Consider the following 15,767-nt stretch of genomic DNA (forward strand, 5'->3'; position numbering starts at 1 on the left):
TCAGAGCGCGTCCGTGCCGGACTCGCCGGTCCGGACGCGGACGACGTCCTCGACCGGCACGACCCACACCTTGCCGTCGCCGATGCGGCCGGTCTGGGCCGCCCCGACGATCGCCTCGACGACGGCCGCAGCCACAGCGTCGTCGACGACGAGCTCGACACGAATCTTCGGCACAAGGTCGACCGTGTACTCGGCTCCGCGGTAGACCTCGGTGTGGCCCTTCTGGCGGCCGTAGCCGCTCGCCTCGCTCACGGTCATGCCGCGCACCCCTGCGGCCTCGATCGCCTTCTTCACCTCGTCGAGGCGGTGGGGCTGGATGACTCCGGTGATGAGCTTCATGTTTCTCACGCCTCTCGGATGACTCGGCCGGAGCCGATGGTCTCGTACGCCTGCTCGCCGTGCTCGGCGAGGTCGATGCCGCCGACCTCGGCCTCCTCGGAGACCCTCCAGCCGATCGTCTTCTTGATGCCGAACCCGATGACCCCGGTGACGATGCCCGAGACGAGGATGGCGACGAGCGCGATGACAACCTGGATGACGAGGAGCTTGACGCCGTCACCGAAGAGCAGACCGCCCTCGGAGGCGAGGAATCCGATGCCGACCGTGCCGACGAGGCCGCCGACGAGGTGGACGCCGACGACGTCGAGCGAGTCGTCGTAGCCGAAGCGGTACTTGAGCCCGACCGCCATGGCGCAGCACGCACCGGCGATCGCACCGAGGACGAGCGACGTCACGGGGTTGAGCACGCCCGCAGCGGGCGTGATCGCCACGAGGCCGGCGACGATGCCCGACGCGGCGCCGAGCGACGTTGCGTGCCCGTCACGGATCTTCTCGACGAGGAGCCAGCCGAGGATCGCGGCGGCCGTGGCCGACGTCGTGTTGACCCACGCGAGGCCCGCGGCGCCGTCGGCGGCGAACGCCGAGCCTGCGTTGAAGCCGAACCAGCCGAACCACAGCAGCGCGGCGCCGAGCATGACGAACGGCAGGTTGTGCGGGCGCATCGGCTCGGTGCCGAAGCCCTTGCGCTTGCCGATGAGGAGCGCGAGCACGAGACCCGCGATGCCGGCGTTGATGTGGACGACCGTGCCGCCCGCGAAGTCGACCGGGGCGACCGCGGCCGCACCGTCCACGACGCCGAAGATCTTCGCGGCGATGCCGTCCTTCGAGCCGGAGAGCAGGCCTCCGCCCCACACCATGTGGGCCATGGGGAAGTAGGCGAGCGTCACCCACAGCGGCACGAAGACCATCCACGAGCCGAACTTCACGCGGTCGGCGATCGCACCCGAGATGAGCGCGGTCGTGATGATCGCGAAGGTCACCTGGAACGCGACGTCGATGATCTGTGGGTAGTTGCCGACCCCGGGGAGCCATGCCCCGGTGTCGTCCTGGATCGTGCCGACGAGGCCGAACTGGTCGAACGGGTTCCCGAAGAGCCCGAGGACCGTCGACCCGTAGGACATCGACCAGCCCCACAGGACGTAGATGACGCCGATGACGGCCATCGCCCCGAAGGACATCATCATCATGTTGAGCACGGACCTGCTCCGGACCATGCCTCCGTAGAAGAAGGCGAGACCGGGCGTCATGAGCAGCACGAGGGATGCTGACATCAGCATCCAGGCGGCCGCTCCGGTGTCGAATTCCATGGCGTTCTCCCATCGCCAGCCCCTCGGCCGGCCCGGGGACAACATTCGTCCTCGGACGTTTCCGCGACGGGCGAGCGGTGTTCCAGGCGTGTGACACTCCGCGTCCTCACGTGAACATCATGTTTCGCAGGCGTCCGGAAGGTCCGTTTCTGCGGCTTTCACTTGGGTGCGCTGCCGCGCCGTGGCCCTGACGCGCGGAGGACCACGACCTCGCAGGTCGCGGCCCTCCGCCGGTTGCGGATGCGGTCAGTCGCCGAGCAGCCCGTCGACGAACGCCTCCGGCTCGAACGGCGCGAGATCGTCCGGTCCCTCCCCCAGCCCCACGAGCTTGACGGGCACACCGAGCTCACGCTGGACCGCGACGACGATGCCGCCCTTCGCGGTGCCGTCGAGCTTCGTGAGGACGATGCCCGTGACTCCCGCGACCTCACCGAAGACGCGCGCCTGCATGAGCCCGTTCTGACCCGTCGTCGCGTCGAGGACGAGAAGGACCTCGCGCAGCGGGGCCTCCTTCTCGATGACACGGCGGATCTTGCCGAGCTCGTCCATGAGCCCCGACTTGTTCTGCAGGCGGCCCGCGGTGTCGACGAGGACGACGTCGACGTCCTCGGTCCGCCCGTGGCGCACAGCGTCGAACGCGACGGCCGCCGGGTCCGCCCCGTCCTTGTGCGAGCGCACGACGGGCACGCCGACGCGCGAGCCCCACGTCTCGAGCTGATCGGCAGCCGCCGCACGGAACGTGTCCGCAGCGCCGAGGACGACGTTGGAACCTTCCGCGACGAGGACGCGCGCGAGCTTGCCGACCGTCGTCGTCTTGCCCGTCCCGTTGACGCCGACGACGAGAACGACCGACGGCACACGCGCCCCGTCCTCACCGAGCGTCGGGTCCGTCGCGAGCGAACGGTCGAGGCTCGGGTCCACGAGGTCGAGCAGCGCGGAGCGGAGCATGGCACGCACCTGTACCGGGTCGGACACACCGTGGACACGCACCTGCGTGCGCAGCGCGTCGATGAGCTCGGCCGAGGGCCCCGCGCCGACGTCGGCGAGCAGGAGCGTCTCCTCGAGCTCGTCCCAGTCGTCCTCCGAGAGGTGGTCGCGCGAGAGGACCGCGAGCAGACGCGCACCGAGCGGCGATCCTGACCGCGCGAGGCGCGCGCGCAGTCGTGCGAGCCGGCCCGTGACCGGCTCGGGGACGTCGAGGACGGGAACCTCGACGTCGACCGAGGCTTCAGGGAGCGTCGGGGTGCTCGTACCGTCGACGACCTCGTCGTCGGCCGTCGTCGCGTCGTCGGACGTGCCAGGCGCCTGCGGCGCAGGTCGCTCGGCTGTGCTCGGCTCGTGCGGGCGCCGTGTGAGGCGCGGGGCGAGCAGCGCGGCGCCGACGGCAAAGCCGAGGAGCACGACGCCGAGGACGATCCAGATCCAGAGATTCTCGGGCATGGGCACAGTCTCTCAGGTCGGGGCAGGTGGCCGCGCGGCGCGCCGCGCGGCGGAGGTCACTCGTGCGAGGGCGTCGTCCGCGTCGCCGCAGCCTTCGCGGCGCTCGCCGCACGGCCCACCCGGTCGACGAGGACCTCGGCGTCGAGGTACCCCGTGCCGGGCGTGACGTTCGCCGCGAAGAAGTCGTCCATCGTTGTCTCGACGGGCTCGGCCGTCACGACGCGCTCGAGCTCGTCGCTCACGGCCGGCGTCGTCGTCGGGCGCCGGCGACGCACGACGTCCCACGTCCGGCGCGCGTCCTGGCGCAGGCCGCGCGCCCCGCGCCCCGTCCCGAAACGCTCGGTCGTCACGAAGGCGGCAGCCGCGATGACGACCCCGGCAGCGACGAGGGCGACGACAAAGATGGAGAGGTACTCAAGCACCTCCCCATTGTGGGACGACTTCGCGCCGTCCAGCCCCGCCCCCGCGACGTTGCTCGCGTTCACCACAGGATCTCCACGGCCGTACGACGGCGCGCGCGCACGTCACCGTGTCACGCGACGTCCTCCCGCAGCCGCTGGCTCACGACCGTCGTGACGCCGTCACGCATCGTCACGCCGTAGAGCGCGTCCGCGATCTCCATCGTGCGCTTCTGGTGCGTGACGACGATGAGCTGGGAGTCCTCCTGCAGCTCGCGGAAGACCTCGAGCAGCCGCCCGAGGTTGGTGTCGTCAAGCGCAGCCTCGACCTCGTCCATGACGTAGAACGGGCTCGGCCGCGCCTTGAAGATCGCGACGAGCAGCGCAACCGCCGTGAGCGAGCGTTCGCCGCCCGAGAGCAGCGAGAGCCGCTTGACCTTCTTGCCGGCCGGTCGCGCCTCGACCTCGAGGCCCGTCGTCAGCATGTTCTCCGGGTCCGTGAGGACGAGTCGCCCCTCGCCGCCCGGGAACATCCGCGCGAAGACCCGCTCGAACTGCACTGCCGTGTCACGGAACGCGTCGGCGAAGACACGTTCGACGCGATCGTCGATCTCCTTGACGATCTCCAGCAGGTCCGCTCGCGACCGTTTGAGGTCGTCGAGCTGCTCGACGAGGAACCGGTGCCGTTCCTCGAGCGCCGCGTACTCCTCGAGCGCGAGAGGGTTGACACGTCCGAGGCGCGCGAGGTCACGCTCGGCCCGCGCGAGCCGCTTCTCCTGCTCGGTTCGCACGTACGGACGCGTCACGGGCACGTCGTCGTCGTCGACCTCCGGCGTCCCGTCCTCGGCGAGCACGGGCACCGGGCGATCGGGGCCATGCTCGTCGACGAGGGTCGCGGGGTCGAGGCCGAGCTCGGCGATCGCCCGCTCGTGGAGCTGCTCGATGCGCAGGACCTGCTGCGCACGCGCGAGCTCGTCACGGTGCGCGACGTCCGTGAGCTCCCGCAGCCGGCCCGCATGCTGCTCGACGCGCGCACGGACCTCGGCGAGCCGGGCGTCGCGCGCCGTGCGCTCGGCCTCGGCCTGCTCTCGCGCGACGGTCGCGGCCGCGAGCGACTCCTCGGCCGCGCGGACCGCAAGGGCCGCACCGGTCGCGACGGCCTGCGCGCGCGAGGCCTGCGCGGCCCGCCGCGCTGCCCGACGCTGTGCCTTCTCCGCGGCCTGCCGCTCGGCCGCGGCCGCGCGGTCGAGGGACGCCGCACGGCCTGCGAGAGCCCGCGCGCGCTCCTCGCTCGTGCGCAGCGCGAGCCGCGCCTCGGTCTCGGCGGCACGCGCCTCGGTCGCCCTCTGCTGGGCACTATCGCGCGCCGCTGTCGCCTCGGCGACAGCGTCCTCCGAGTCGACGGGTTCAGCCTCGGCCACCTCGAGCCTCGCGGCGAGCTCGGCGTGCTCGGCCTGCTCCGCGGCGAGCGCGGTGCGTGCCTGCTCGAGCGCGGCCGTCGCGCGGTCGGCCTCGGCCTGCGCGGCCCTCACCCCCGCGCCGAGGTGCCCGAGCTGTTCGGAGATCGCGGCGATCGACGCGTCGGACTCGTGCAGCCGGTCGAGCGCCGTGTCATGGGCGTCGGCCGCCTCCGCCTCGCGCGCCGCTGCGACCTCGATGCGCGCCACGAGGTCCGTCTCGCGGCTCTCCGCGTCCGCGAGCGCTGAGCGGGCAGCGTCGAGTGCGGCCTGGAGGTGGAGGACCGACGGCGCGGCGGCCGAGCCGCCATGCGCGCGCAGGGCGCCGAGGACGTCGCCTGCGCGGGTGACGGCCGTGAGCGTCGGCTCCGCGGTGACGAGAGCACGGGCGGCAGCAAGGTCGTCGACGACGACGTGCCGCGCGAGCAACGCACGGACGGTGCCCGAGAGGGCGGCGGTCGTCGTGACGACGTCGGGCAGGTGGACGGCGCCGTCGGGCACCGGCACCCCGGGGACGTCGTCCGGAGCTGTGGCGCCCGCGACGACGACGCTCGCCCGACCGGCGTCGTCGGTGCGCAACCAGCGCACGACGTCGACCGCTCCCCCGACGGACGCGACCGCGAGCGCGTCAGCCGCAGGACCGAGCGCGGCCGCGACCGCCTCCTCGAAGCCGGGCTCGACCGTGAGGAGCGCCGCGAGCGTCCCGAGGACCTCGGTGAGCGCCGCGTCGTCGGCGGCGAGCACGGCGCCGACCGCGTCCTTGCGGTCGAGACTCAGCTCGAGCGTCTCGGTGCGGGCGCGTGCCGTCACGGCGTCCTGGCGCGCGGCCGCGAGCTGCTCGCGCAGCTCCGTGAGCACGGCCCGGGCCGCCTCGAGGGCCTCGAGCGCCGCCTCGTGCGCCGCGTCGAGCCCCTCCTCGCCCTCCTCGACACCCGCGACCTCGGACTCGAGGACGCCCAGCTCGCGCGCCGCAACCTCACCACGTGCGCGCGCAGCCTCGGCCGCCGACTCGAGGCGCTCGATCTCGGCCGCACGGGCCTCGGCCCGCGACCGCTTCGCCGCGACCTGACCGGCAAGACGCGCCAGTCCCTCACGGCGGTCGGCCGCACCCCGCAGGAGCGTCGCGACGGCGCGTTCGGCCTCCTTCGCGGCCGCCTCGGCGGCGGTACGGGCCTCGAGCGCCGCGTCGAGCGTCGCGCGCGCAGCCTCGACCTCGGCCTGGAGCTCGACCTCCGACGCGCGCACGCGCTCGGCCTTCTCCTCGAGCGCGCGCGGGTCCGAGCGCTGCTCGGTCGGCTCGGGCGCGCCGAGGAGACGCACCCGCTCCGTCGCGAGCTGCTGCGTGCCCCGCAGTCGCTCACGCAACGCCGAGAGCCGGTACCAGGTCTCGGAGATCTCCGTGAGCCGCGGCGCCGCCTCCGCGGCAGCAGCCTCGAGCGCCGCTAACTCGGCCCGGCGCTCGGAGAGCTCCCGCTCGACCCGCTGCGTCTCCTCGCGCAGCGCCGTCTCGTCGGCCTTCTCCTGCTCGAGCGTCGACGTGAGCTGCACGAGTTCGTCCGCGAGCAGCCGCGCCCGTGCGTCACGCGCGTCCGCCTGCACGGCCTGCGCCCGGCGTGCGACCTCGGCCTGCTTGCCGAGCGGCCCGAGCTGTCGGCGGATCTCGCTCGTGAGGTCCCCGAGACGCACGAGGTTGCCCTGCATCGAGTCGAGCTTGCGGAGTGCCTTCTCCTTGCGCTTGCGGTGCTTGAGGACGCCTGCGGCTTCCTCGATGAAGCCGCGCCGCTCCTCGGGCGTCGCGCGGAGCACCGTGTCGAGGCGCCCCTGCCCGACGATGACGTGCATCTCGCGGCCGAGCCCCGAGTCGGAGAGCAACTCCTGGATATCGAGCAGACGGCACTGCGCGCCGTTGATCTGGTACTCCGAGCCACCGGTGCGGAAGAGGGTCCGGGTGATCGTCACTTCGGAGTACTCGATCGGCAGCGCACCGTCGGCGTTGTCGATCGTCAACGACACCTCGGCACGTCCGAGCGGGGGCCGCCCCGACGTGCCGGCGAAGATGACGTCCTCCATCTTGCCGCCGCGCAACGTCTTGGCGCCCTGCTCCCCCATGACCCACGCGAGGGCGTCGACGACGTTCGACTTGCCCGAGCCGTTGGGCCCGACGACGCACGTAATGCCGGGCTCGAGGCTCAGCGTCGTCGCCGACGCGAAGCTCTTGAACCCGCGCAGGGTGAGCGTCTTGAGGTGCACGGGGTCGAGCCTAGCGGCGGACGTGCCGCGAACGGCTCAACCTCGGACCTCGAGAACCGGGGAACGCGGCGGCCCTCACCGACCGTGGTCGGTGAGGGCCGCGTCGACCGTCCTGGGTCAGACGCCGGGGAACCACAGCCCGATCTCGCGCGCGGCGGACTCGGGCGAGTCGGAGCCGTGGACGATGTTCTGGGCGACGGGCAGGCCCCAGTCGCGGCCGAGGTCGCCACGGATCGTGCCGGGCGCGGCCGTCGTCGGGTCGGTCGTGCCCGCGAGCGAGCGGAAGCCCTCGATGACGCGGTCGCCCTCGACGACGGCGGCGACGAGCGGGCCCGAGCCCATGAACTCGACGAGCGGGGCGTAGAACGGCTTGCCCGCGTGCTCCGCGTAGTGCTCCTCAAGAAGAGCGGCCGGGGCGGTGCGCAGCTCGAGCGCGACGAGACGGTAGCCCTTCGCCTCGATGCGGCGCAGGACCTCTCCGGTGAGGCCGCGGGCGACGCCGTCGGGCTTGACGAGGACAAGGGTGCGCTGAACAGAGCTCATGGCAGAACTCTACCGACCTGCTCCGACGATCCCGCGAGGCAGCGCGGGGTCACAGGTTGGGGGCCGTGTCCGGGTGGGCTGCGTCGAACGCCGCGCGCTCGCGGTCAATGCGTCCGCCGAGCCGAAGGGACACGACCCAGAGGACGACGAAGACCGCGCCGACGACGAACATCATCGGCACGACGAGCCCCGTCGCCAGGACCACGCCCTGCGCGACCGACCCCGCGACGATCCCCTCAGGACGACCCACCGTCCGGGAGAGGACGACGAGCACGGCCATCAGGACGCCGCCCGACGTCCAGATTGTCGCGTCCGGCATCACGGGAACCGCGTCGGCACCCGCGCCTTCGACGCCCTGGAGACCCATCGCGACGAAGCACGCGAACAGCACGACGAACGCCTCGAGCACGAGGATCGTCGACGTGAACTGCGTGCGGGCGGACGGCTTGGCCTCGATGGGCTGGCCGGGGACAGGAAGACCGGAGGACGCGTGCACGCCCCGAGGATACCCGCGCCCGCTGGGCGCGATCCCGTCTGCGTCGTCCCCGGCCTGTGGCTCAGATCTCCCCGAAGCCCGACGCGACAAGCCTGACGACCGCCTCGACAGACTCGGCCGCGCCCGGGCCACGTGCCACGACCTCGAGCTCGGTGCCCGCGGTCGAGCCGAGCGTCATGAGGGCGAGCACGCTCGTCGCGTCGACACCTGCGATCGTCACGGCCGCGGGCAGGCCCGACGCCAGCTGCGCGACCTCCGCCGCGGGTCGTGCGTGGAGGCCTTGCGGGTTGACGACGACGACGGTCCGCGCGACGACGTCGCCCGGCGCGGCGCCGACCATCGCCGCACCGTCCGGCGCGGCGGCTGCCAGGGACGCCTCCACGGCCGCGGCGCCCGCAGCCGTCGCGACAGCAGCGGCCGCCTCCCGCACGACGCCGACGAGCGCCTCTGCTCCCGCCCCGCCCTGCGCCGCGACCGCGGCAGCGACCGCACCCTCGACGAACGGCCCCGGTGCGAGGTGCGTCCGGGCGGCGACGTCGTCGTCGACCATCTCGAGGACCGCCTGCGTCGTGAGCACCGCAGAGCCGAGGTCGGCGAGCACGCAGACTTCCCCCGGTGCCCCGACGACCGCCGCCTCGATGCGCTCGAAGTCCGTGCCGAGCGCACCGTCGGTCAGCCCGCCGACCGGGACGATGTCGACGTCGGGCGCCATCTGCCCCGCAAGGTCGGCGACGCCTCGCGCGAGCGCGTCCGAGTGCGAGACGAGAACGATCCGGGCCCGCACGCCCCTCACCCCCGCGCGGCCGCGAGCGCGGCCCCGAGGAGGACGACCGTCGAGCGCGCGCCCGGGTCGAGGTGACCCTGGCTGCGTTCGCCGAGATAACTCGCGCGGCCCTTCGTCGCGAGGAGCGGGACGGTCGACGCCGCTCCCTCCTCGGCCGCCCGGAGGGCCGCCTCGAGCACGCCGACCGCGTCGGCCCCCGCGTCGCGCGCCGACGCCGCGGCGGCAGCAGCGGGCGTCCACGCGTCGACCATCGTCTTCTCGCCGACGGCAGCCTTGCCGCGCGCGACGACACCCTCGAGCGCGGCCTCGAGCAGCGCGACGACGTCGTCCGGGCCAAGCTCCGGTGCGGCCGTCACCTTCGCGGCCCGGAGGAACGCCGTGCCGTAGAGCGGCCCCGCCGCCCCACCGACCGTCGACATGAGCGTCATGGCGACAAGCTTGAGGACGTCGCCCACCGTCTCCGCCGGCGCATCCACGACCTTCGCGGCCGCCGCCTGGAACCCGCGATCCATATTGAAGCCGTGGTCGGCGTCACCGATCTGCCGGTCGAGCTCCGTGAGCTCGTCCTTCGCGTCGGCGACCGCCACGGCCGCGGCCTTCACCCATGCGCGCGCCCACGCGACGTCGAGCACCCCCGTCACGGCGCTCACCAGCGCAGCGCCGGCGTGTGCACGGGCGCGTCCCAGAGTCCCGTGAGCTCGTCGTCGAGCCGCATGGCGGTGACCGAGCAGCCCTGCATCTCGAGGGACGTCACGTACGAGCCGACGAGGGACCGCTCGACGGTGACGCCCCGCTCCTCGAGCAGACGCCGCGCAGCGCGGTACACGACGTAGAGCTCCGACGGAGGTGTGCCGCCCATGCCGTTGACGAACAGGAGGACCTTCTCCCCGTTCGCGAGCCCGAGGTCGTCGGCGACCGGGTCGACGAGCATCTTCGTGATCTCGTCCGCGGACGCCATGGGGATCCGGTGACGCCCCGGCTCGCCGTGGATGCCGATGCCGATCTCGATCTCGTCGTCGGCGAGGTCGAAGCTTGGCCGGCCCACGTGCGGGACCGTCGGAGCGTGGAGCGCGACGCCCATCGACCGCACCGCGGCCGACGCCCGCTCGGCGAGCGCCGCGACCGCGTCGAGGTCGTCCCCGCGCGCGGCGGCCGCGCCCGCGATCTTCTCGACCATGACCGTGCCGCCCACCCCGCGCCGCCCGGCCGTGTAGAGCGAGTCCTCGACCGCGACGTCGTCGTGGACGAGGACCGTGCGCACCGTGACGCCCTCGGCGTCCGCCAGCTCCGCGGCCGTCTCGAAGTTCAGCACGTCACCCGTGTAGTTCTTGACAATCGCGAGCACCCCGCCACCCGCGTCGGCCGCGACGAAGGCCGCCTCCACCTGGTCGGGCGTCGGCGACGTGAAGACCGCTCCCGGCACGGCGGCGTCGAGCATGCCCTCGCCGACGAAGCCCGCGTGGAGCGGCTCGTGGCCCGCACCGCCACCCGAGACGACCGCGACCGTCCCGTGCGGCGGCCGCTGCCGCCGCACGACGAACAGCGGGTCGGTCCGCACCTCGACGAACTCGGCGTGCGCGAGGCCGAACCCCTCGACGGACTCGTCGACAGCCTGGGCCGGATCGTTGAGCAGCTTCTTCATGGCACACCCTCCGTGTGAGGTGCACGGGTGTGCCGGGCACCGTCGCCTACGGGCGCCCGAGCAGGATGCGCGCCTCCGCCGCGAGGATCACCGAACCCGCGACGACGACGGCGGCTCCTGCGCCGACACCCACCGTGTCCTCACTCTCCGCCAAGGTCGCAGCCGTGTCGAGGGCTGAGGCGAGGTCTGGGAGGACGTGCACGCGATCCTCGCCGAAGATGTCCTCGGCGAGCTCGCCGAGTTCCTCGGCGGGCGTCGCGCGCACAGAGTGCACCTCCGTGACGACGAGCTCGTCGACGTGCGGCTCGAGAACCGAGAGGAAACCCTCGGCATCCTTGTCCGCGAGGATCGCGACGACCGCGACGACCCGCGTGAGGCCGAACGTCTCGTCGAGCGTCCCGACGAGCGCCTCCGCTCCCGCAGGGTTGTGCGCGGCGTCGACGATGATCGTCGGGCTCGACCGCAGTACCTCGAGCCGACCCGGCGACGTCGCGCCCGCGAAGCCGGCCTCGACGATGTCTGCGGGCAGTGCGGCGCCTCCCGTGACGAGCGCCTCGACCGCGGCGAGGGCGAGCAGCGCGTTGTGCGCCTGGTGCTCGCCGTGCAGCGGCAGGAAGATCTCCGTGTAGAGACCGCCCGGCGTGCGTAGGTCGAGCAGCTGGCCACCGACGGCGACGAGCCGCTGGACGACTTCGAGCTCGAGGCCCTCGCGCACGAGACGCGCCCCGCGTGCGGCCGCCGCGTCGACGATCTCGCGCTCGGCGTCCTCGGGCTGCTGCGCGACGACGGCGGTCGCTCCGTCCTTGATGATCCCGGCCTTCGTCCGCGCGATCTCGGCGACCGAATGCCCGAGCCACCGCTCGTGGTCGATCGCGATCGGCGTGACGACCGCAACGTCACCGTCGACGACGTTCGTCGAGTCCCAGCTGCCGCCCAGACCGACCTCGATGATCGCGACGTCGACCGGGGCGTCTGCGAACGCCGCGAACGCCATGACGGTGAGCACCTCGAAGAAGCTCAGACGCGGGCCGCCGGCGGCGACCGACTCGTCGTCGACCATCCGCACGTACGGTTCGACGTCCCGGAAGATCTCAACGAACCGCTGCTCCGTCACGGGCTCGCCGTCGATCGCGATGCGCTCGGTGATGCTCGTGAGGTGCGGGCTCGTGAAACGGCCCGTACGCAGGCCCTGCTCACGGACGAGCGACTCGATCATGCGTGCGGTCGACGTCTTGCCGTTCGTGCCCGTGAGGTGGATCGTGCGGAACGCTCGCTGCGGGTCGCCCAGCAGCTCGCACACCCGCTCGACCCTCCCGAGCGTCGGCTCGAAGTCGTGCTCGGGGTTCCGGCCGATGATCTCCGCGTAGACGGCCGCGAGCTCGGGGCTGCGACCGTCGTCGACCTGCGTGTCCTTGGCCATCACGCGTCCCTCTTCTCGACGTGCACGGACGGCTCGCCCGCGACGACGGTGAGCTCGACCGCGAGCGTCTCCGACGCGACGAGTTCGCGGTTCGCCTCGAGCGCCTCGACCTTGTCGGCGGCGACCGTGAGGGTGAGCGCGATGCGGTCGCCGACGTCGAGGCCGGCCGCCTTGCGTGCGTCCTGGACCTCACGGACGACGTCCCGCGCGAAGCCCTCGGCACGCAGCGCGTCGTCGAGCGCGAGGTCGAGGACGACGAAGCCGCCGCCCGCGAGCACGGCCGCGCCGACCTCGGCCTCCGCGCCACCGTCGCCGACGACCGTCGCCAGCTCGTACTCGGCCGGCTCGAGCGCCACGTCGCCGTCGGGCGTGACGACGACGACCGTACCGTCGGCCTCCTCGCGCCAGTCGCCCGCCTTCGCAGCCTTGATCGCAGCCTGCACGCCGCGGCCCAGGCGCGGGCCTGCGGCCCGCGCGTTGACCGCAAGACGCTGGACAACGCCGTACCGCTCCCCCGCCTCCGCGTCGAGCTGCACGAGCTCGACCGCCTTGACGTTGAGCTCGGAGGCGATGACGTCCGCGTACGGCGCGAGCGCCGCCGGATCCTCGACGACGACCGTGAGGCGCGCGAGCGGCTGGCGCACACGCTGCTTGTGCGCCTTGCGGACCGCGGGGCTCGACGACACGACCGCACGCACGCGGTCGACCGCCGCCACGAGCGCGTCGTCCGCCGCGAGCACCGTGCCCACCGCCGTCGGGGCACCGTCCTCGCCCGTGAGTACGGGCCAGTCGACGAGGTGCACGGAACGGCCACCCGTGAGCCCGCGCCACACCTCCTCCGACAGCAGCGGCGCGAGCGGCGCCATGACACGCATGAGCGACTCGAGAGCCGTCCACAGCGTGTCGAACGCATCGTCGTCCTCCGCCCAGAAGCGGTCCCGCTGCGTCCGCACGTACCAGTTCGTCAGCGCGTCGAGGTAGTCGCGCACCGACTCCGTCGCACCCGCGATGTCGTAGACGTCGAGCTGGGCGGTGACCGCCCGCACGAGGTCACCCGTCCGGGCGAGCAGGTAGCGGTCCATGTCGCCGAGCATCGCGGCGCGCTCGGGCGTCACGGCCGTGGCCTCGTAGCCTGCGCCGCCGCGGGCCGCGCCCGCGTAGAGCGTGAAGAAGTAGTACGTGCTCCATACCGGCAGCAGCACCTGGCGCACCGAGTCGCGGATGCCCTCCTCCGTGACGATGAGGTTGCCGCCCCGCAGGATGGGGCTCGACATGAGGAACCAGCGCATCGCGTCCGAGCCGTCGCGGTCGAGCACCTCCGAGACGTCCGGGTAGTTGCGCAGCGACTTGCTCATCTTGCGACCGTCGGAGCCCAGCACGATGCCGTGCGAGACTGCAGTGCGGAACGCCGGACGGTCGAAGAGAGCCGTTGACAGCACGTGGAGCAGGTAGAACCACCCACGCGTCTGACCGATGTACTCGACGATGAAGTCGCCCGGGAAGTGGTGCTCGAACCAGTCCGTGTTCTCGAACGGGTAGTGCACCTGCGCGAACGGCATCGAGCCCGAGTCGAACCACACGTCGAGCACGTCAGGGATGCGACGCATCATCGCGTTGCCCGACGGGTCGTCAGGGTTGGGGCGCACGAGGTCGTCGATGTACGGACGGTGGAGGTCCGGCTCACCCTGCTCGTTGAGCGGCAGGCGGCCGAAGTCGGCCTCGATCTCGGCGAGCGAGCCGTACACGTCCGTCCGCGGGAACGCGGGGTCGTCCGACACCCACACGGGGATCGGCGTGCCAAAGTATCGGTTGCGCGAGATCGACCAGTCCCGGGCGCCCGCGAGCCACTTGCCGAATTGCCCGTGCTTGATGTGCTCGGGCGTCCACGTGATCTGCTCGTTGAGCTCGACCATGCGGTCACGGAACTCCGTGACGCGCACGAACCAGCTCTTGACGGCCTTATAGATGAGAGGGTTCCGGCAGCGCCAGCAGTGCGGGTACGAGTGCTGGTACGTCTCGTGACGCAGCACGACGGCCCGGCGCTCGGCCGGGATCGCCGCGAGCGGACCCGAGCCGTCCTTGAGGTCGCGGATGATCTGCGGGTTCGCGTCGAAGACCTGCTCGCCCGCGTAGTCGGGCACCTGCGTCGTGAAGCAGCCCTTGGAGTCGATCGGCACGACGGGAACGATGCCCGCGACGTCACACGCCTCCTTGTCGTCCTCACCGAACGCGGGGGCAAGGTGGACGAGACCCGTGCCGTCCTCGGTCGACACCCAGTCGGCCGCGAGCACCTGGTGCGCGGCCGGGTTGGCGGCGTCGTCCGCGAAGTACGGGAACGGCGGCGTGTAGCGGCGACCGGCAAGCTCGGAACCGGTGAGCGTCCGCAGGACGGCTGCCTGCGGGTCGTCACCTAGGTCGAGTTCCGCCGCGTACGCGCCGAGGCGCGCAGCGCCGAGCAGCACCTCCTGGCCTGCGACGACGGAACCCTCGCCCGCACGCACGACGACGTAGTCGACGTCGGGGCCCACGGCGAGCGCAAGGTTCGACGGCAGGGTCCACGGCGTCGTCGTCCAGATGAGCGCGAGCTCACCCGACTCGAGGCGCACGCCAACGGTGAGAGCGGGGTCCTGACGCGACTGGTAGACGTCGTCGTCCATGCGCAGCTCGTGGTTCGACAGCGGCGTCTCGTCACGCCAGCAGTACGGCAGCACACGGTAGCCCTCGTACGCGAGGCCCTTCGTGTGGAGCTCCTTGAACGCCCACAGCACCGACTCCATGTACGTGACGTCGAGCGTCTTGTAGTCGTTGTCGAAGTCAACCCAGCGCGCTTGGCGCGTCACATACTCCTGCCACTCCTTCGTGTACCGGAGCACGGACGTGCGGCACGCCTCGTTGAACGCGGCGATGCCCATCTCCTCGATCTGGGACTTGTCCGTGATCCCGAGGACACGCTCGGCCTCGAGCTCGGCCGGCAGACCGTGCGTGTCCCAACCGAAACGACGCTCGACACGGCGACCGCGCATCGTCATGTAACGCGGCACGACGTCCTTCGCGTACCCCGTGAGGAGGTGACCGTAGTGCGGCAGACCGTTCGCGAAGGGCGGGCCGTCGTAGAAGACGAACTCGTTGTCGCCGTCCGTGCCCGCAGGACGCTGGTCGATCGACGCCTGGAAGGTGCCGTCGGCGTCCCAGTACGCCAGGACGTCGCGCTCGAGCGCGGGAAGGTCCGGGCTCGCCGGGACGGCGGAGTCGCGGTGGAGGGGGTAGGCCATGACGAGCTCTCCTGCGGGTGGTCGCGTACTGCTGCAAGTGCTGCAGGGACGACGTCACCGCCGCGGTACCACCCCGCTTGACCGCGCCGCGCCCCTGAGGGTGCGACGAGGTCCGCTCGACCGGCTGTGACGGGCCGCTCCCGTCCGGTTCTACTGAGACCCCTCACGGGGCCCGTTCTTCCGGAGGCTCACCGGTGATGGCCGGGTCGACGCCTGTGCACGCCATCGTACCCTCCCCCGGCACCCACGGCCCCGCAGGTCCCGTGAAGGTCAGGCGCGCGCGAGCCTGCGCACGGTGAACGCCTCGATGTCGCGCGCGCCCGACCTTCACGGGACCTGCGGGGCCGTGGGTGCCGGGGGAGGGTACGATGGCGTGCACAGGCGTCGACCCGGCCATCACNAGGCGCCGGGTCGCGCGG

The 15,767-nt window shown here is 72.2% G+C and carries 12 protein-coding genes; all 12 read right to left on the reverse strand.

The genetic code is table 11. From position 1 onward, the window contains the following. On the reverse strand, positions 1-339 hold the full coding sequence (locus tag C1729_RS05280; RefSeq protein WP_102509016.1) for a P-II family nitrogen regulator: 339 nt from the start codon (positions 337-339) through the stop codon (positions 1-3). A 5-nt stretch (positions 340-344) separates the two neighbouring features. Further along, positions 345-1,646 (reverse strand): ammonium transporter, encoded by a 1,302-nt coding sequence (locus C1729_RS05285; RefSeq protein WP_102509017.1) that lies wholly within the window; start codon positions 1,644-1,646, stop codon positions 345-347. A gap of 246 nt (positions 1,647-1,892) precedes the next feature. Further along, positions 1,893-3,086 carry a signal recognition particle-docking protein FtsY gene (ftsY, locus tag C1729_RS05290; RefSeq protein ID WP_102509018.1) on the reverse strand — a complete coding sequence of 398 codons (1,194 nt, stop codon included), beginning with the start codon at positions 3,084-3,086 and terminating at the stop codon, positions 1,893-1,895. A gap of 56 nt (positions 3,087-3,142) precedes the next feature. Further along, the gene (locus tag C1729_RS05295; protein WP_129590669.1) at positions 3,143-3,571 is read right to left on the reverse strand and encodes a hypothetical protein; all 429 of its coding nucleotides are present in this window, start codon (positions 3,569-3,571) and stop codon (positions 3,143-3,145) included. A 47-nt stretch (positions 3,572-3,618) separates the two neighbouring features. Beyond that, positions 3,619-7,191: a chromosome segregation protein SMC gene (gene smc / locus C1729_RS05300; protein WP_102509020.1), complete on the reverse strand. Its 3,573-nt coding sequence runs from the start codon at positions 7,189-7,191 to the stop codon at positions 3,619-3,621. A 117-nt stretch (positions 7,192-7,308) separates the two neighbouring features. Next, positions 7,309-7,734 (reverse strand): nucleoside-diphosphate kinase, encoded by a 426-nt coding sequence (ndk, locus tag C1729_RS05305; RefSeq protein ID WP_102509021.1) that lies wholly within the window; start codon positions 7,732-7,734, stop codon positions 7,309-7,311. Positions 7,735-7,783: 49 nt separating this feature from the next. Further along, positions 7,784-8,230 carry a DUF4233 domain-containing protein gene (locus C1729_RS05310; RefSeq protein WP_102509022.1) on the reverse strand — a complete coding sequence of 149 codons (447 nt, stop codon included), beginning with the start codon at positions 8,228-8,230 and terminating at the stop codon, positions 7,784-7,786. 61 nt (positions 8,231-8,291) lie between these two features. Next, entirely contained in the window at positions 8,292-9,014 is a 723-nt protein-coding gene (gene dhaM, locus C1729_RS05315; RefSeq protein WP_102509023.1) for a dihydroxyacetone kinase phosphoryl donor subunit DhaM, read from the reverse strand. Positions 9,015-9,019: 5 nt separating this feature from the next. After that, on the reverse strand, positions 9,020-9,664 hold the full coding sequence (dhaL, locus tag C1729_RS05320) for a dihydroxyacetone kinase subunit DhaL (protein ID WP_242493724.1): 645 nt from the start codon (positions 9,662-9,664) through the stop codon (positions 9,020-9,022). Next, positions 9,661-10,656, reverse strand: coding sequence for a dihydroxyacetone kinase subunit DhaK (gene dhaK, locus C1729_RS05325; protein ID WP_102509024.1), 996 nt, complete (start codon positions 10,654-10,656; stop codon positions 9,661-9,663). The genes dhaL and dhaK overlap by 4 nt, the downstream gene beginning before the upstream one ends. Before the next feature lie 46 nt (positions 10,657-10,702). Next, positions 10,703-12,076 (reverse strand): bifunctional folylpolyglutamate synthase/dihydrofolate synthase, encoded by a 1,374-nt coding sequence (locus tag C1729_RS05330; RefSeq protein ID WP_102509025.1) that lies wholly within the window; start codon positions 12,074-12,076, stop codon positions 10,703-10,705. After that, entirely contained in the window at positions 12,076-15,348 is a 3,273-nt protein-coding gene (gene ileS, locus C1729_RS05335) for an isoleucine--tRNA ligase (RefSeq protein WP_102509026.1), read from the reverse strand. The genes C1729_RS05330 and ileS overlap by 1 nt, the downstream gene beginning before the upstream one ends. Positions 15,349-15,767 lie beyond the last annotated feature (419 nt).

Origin of the sequence: Sanguibacter massiliensis (assembly GCF_900240335.1) — a bacterium.
GTDB classification, from domain to species: Bacteria; Actinomycetota; Actinomycetes; order Actinomycetales; family Cellulomonadaceae; genus Flavimobilis; species Flavimobilis massiliensis.

Bases quoted from the DNA above. Each gene is read 5' to 3' on its own strand.
- C1729_RS05280 (WP_102509016.1), bottom strand. From the start codon at position 339: ATGAAGCTCATCACCGGAGTCATCCAGCCCCACCGCCTCGACGAGGTG.
- C1729_RS05285 (WP_102509017.1), bottom strand. From the start codon at position 1,646: ATGGAATTCGACACCGGAGCGGCCGCCTGGATGCTGATGTCAGCATCC.
- ftsY (WP_102509018.1), bottom strand. From the start codon at position 3,086: ATGCCCGAGAATCTCTGGATCTGGATCGTCCTCGGCGTCGTGCTCCTC.
- ndk (WP_102509021.1), bottom strand. From the start codon at position 7,734: ATGAGCTCTGTTCAGCGCACCCTTGTCCTCGTCAAGCCCGACGGCGTC.
- dhaK (WP_102509024.1), bottom strand. From the start codon at position 10,656: ATGAAGAAGCTGCTCAACGATCCGGCCCAGGCTGTCGACGAGTCCGTC.
- C1729_RS05330 (WP_102509025.1), bottom strand. From the start codon at position 12,076: ATGGCCAAGGACACGCAGGTCGACGACGGTCGCAGCCCCGAGCTCGCG.
- ileS (WP_102509026.1), bottom strand. From the start codon at position 15,348: ATGGCCTACCCCCTCCACCGCGACTCCGCCGTCCCGGCGAGCCCGGAC.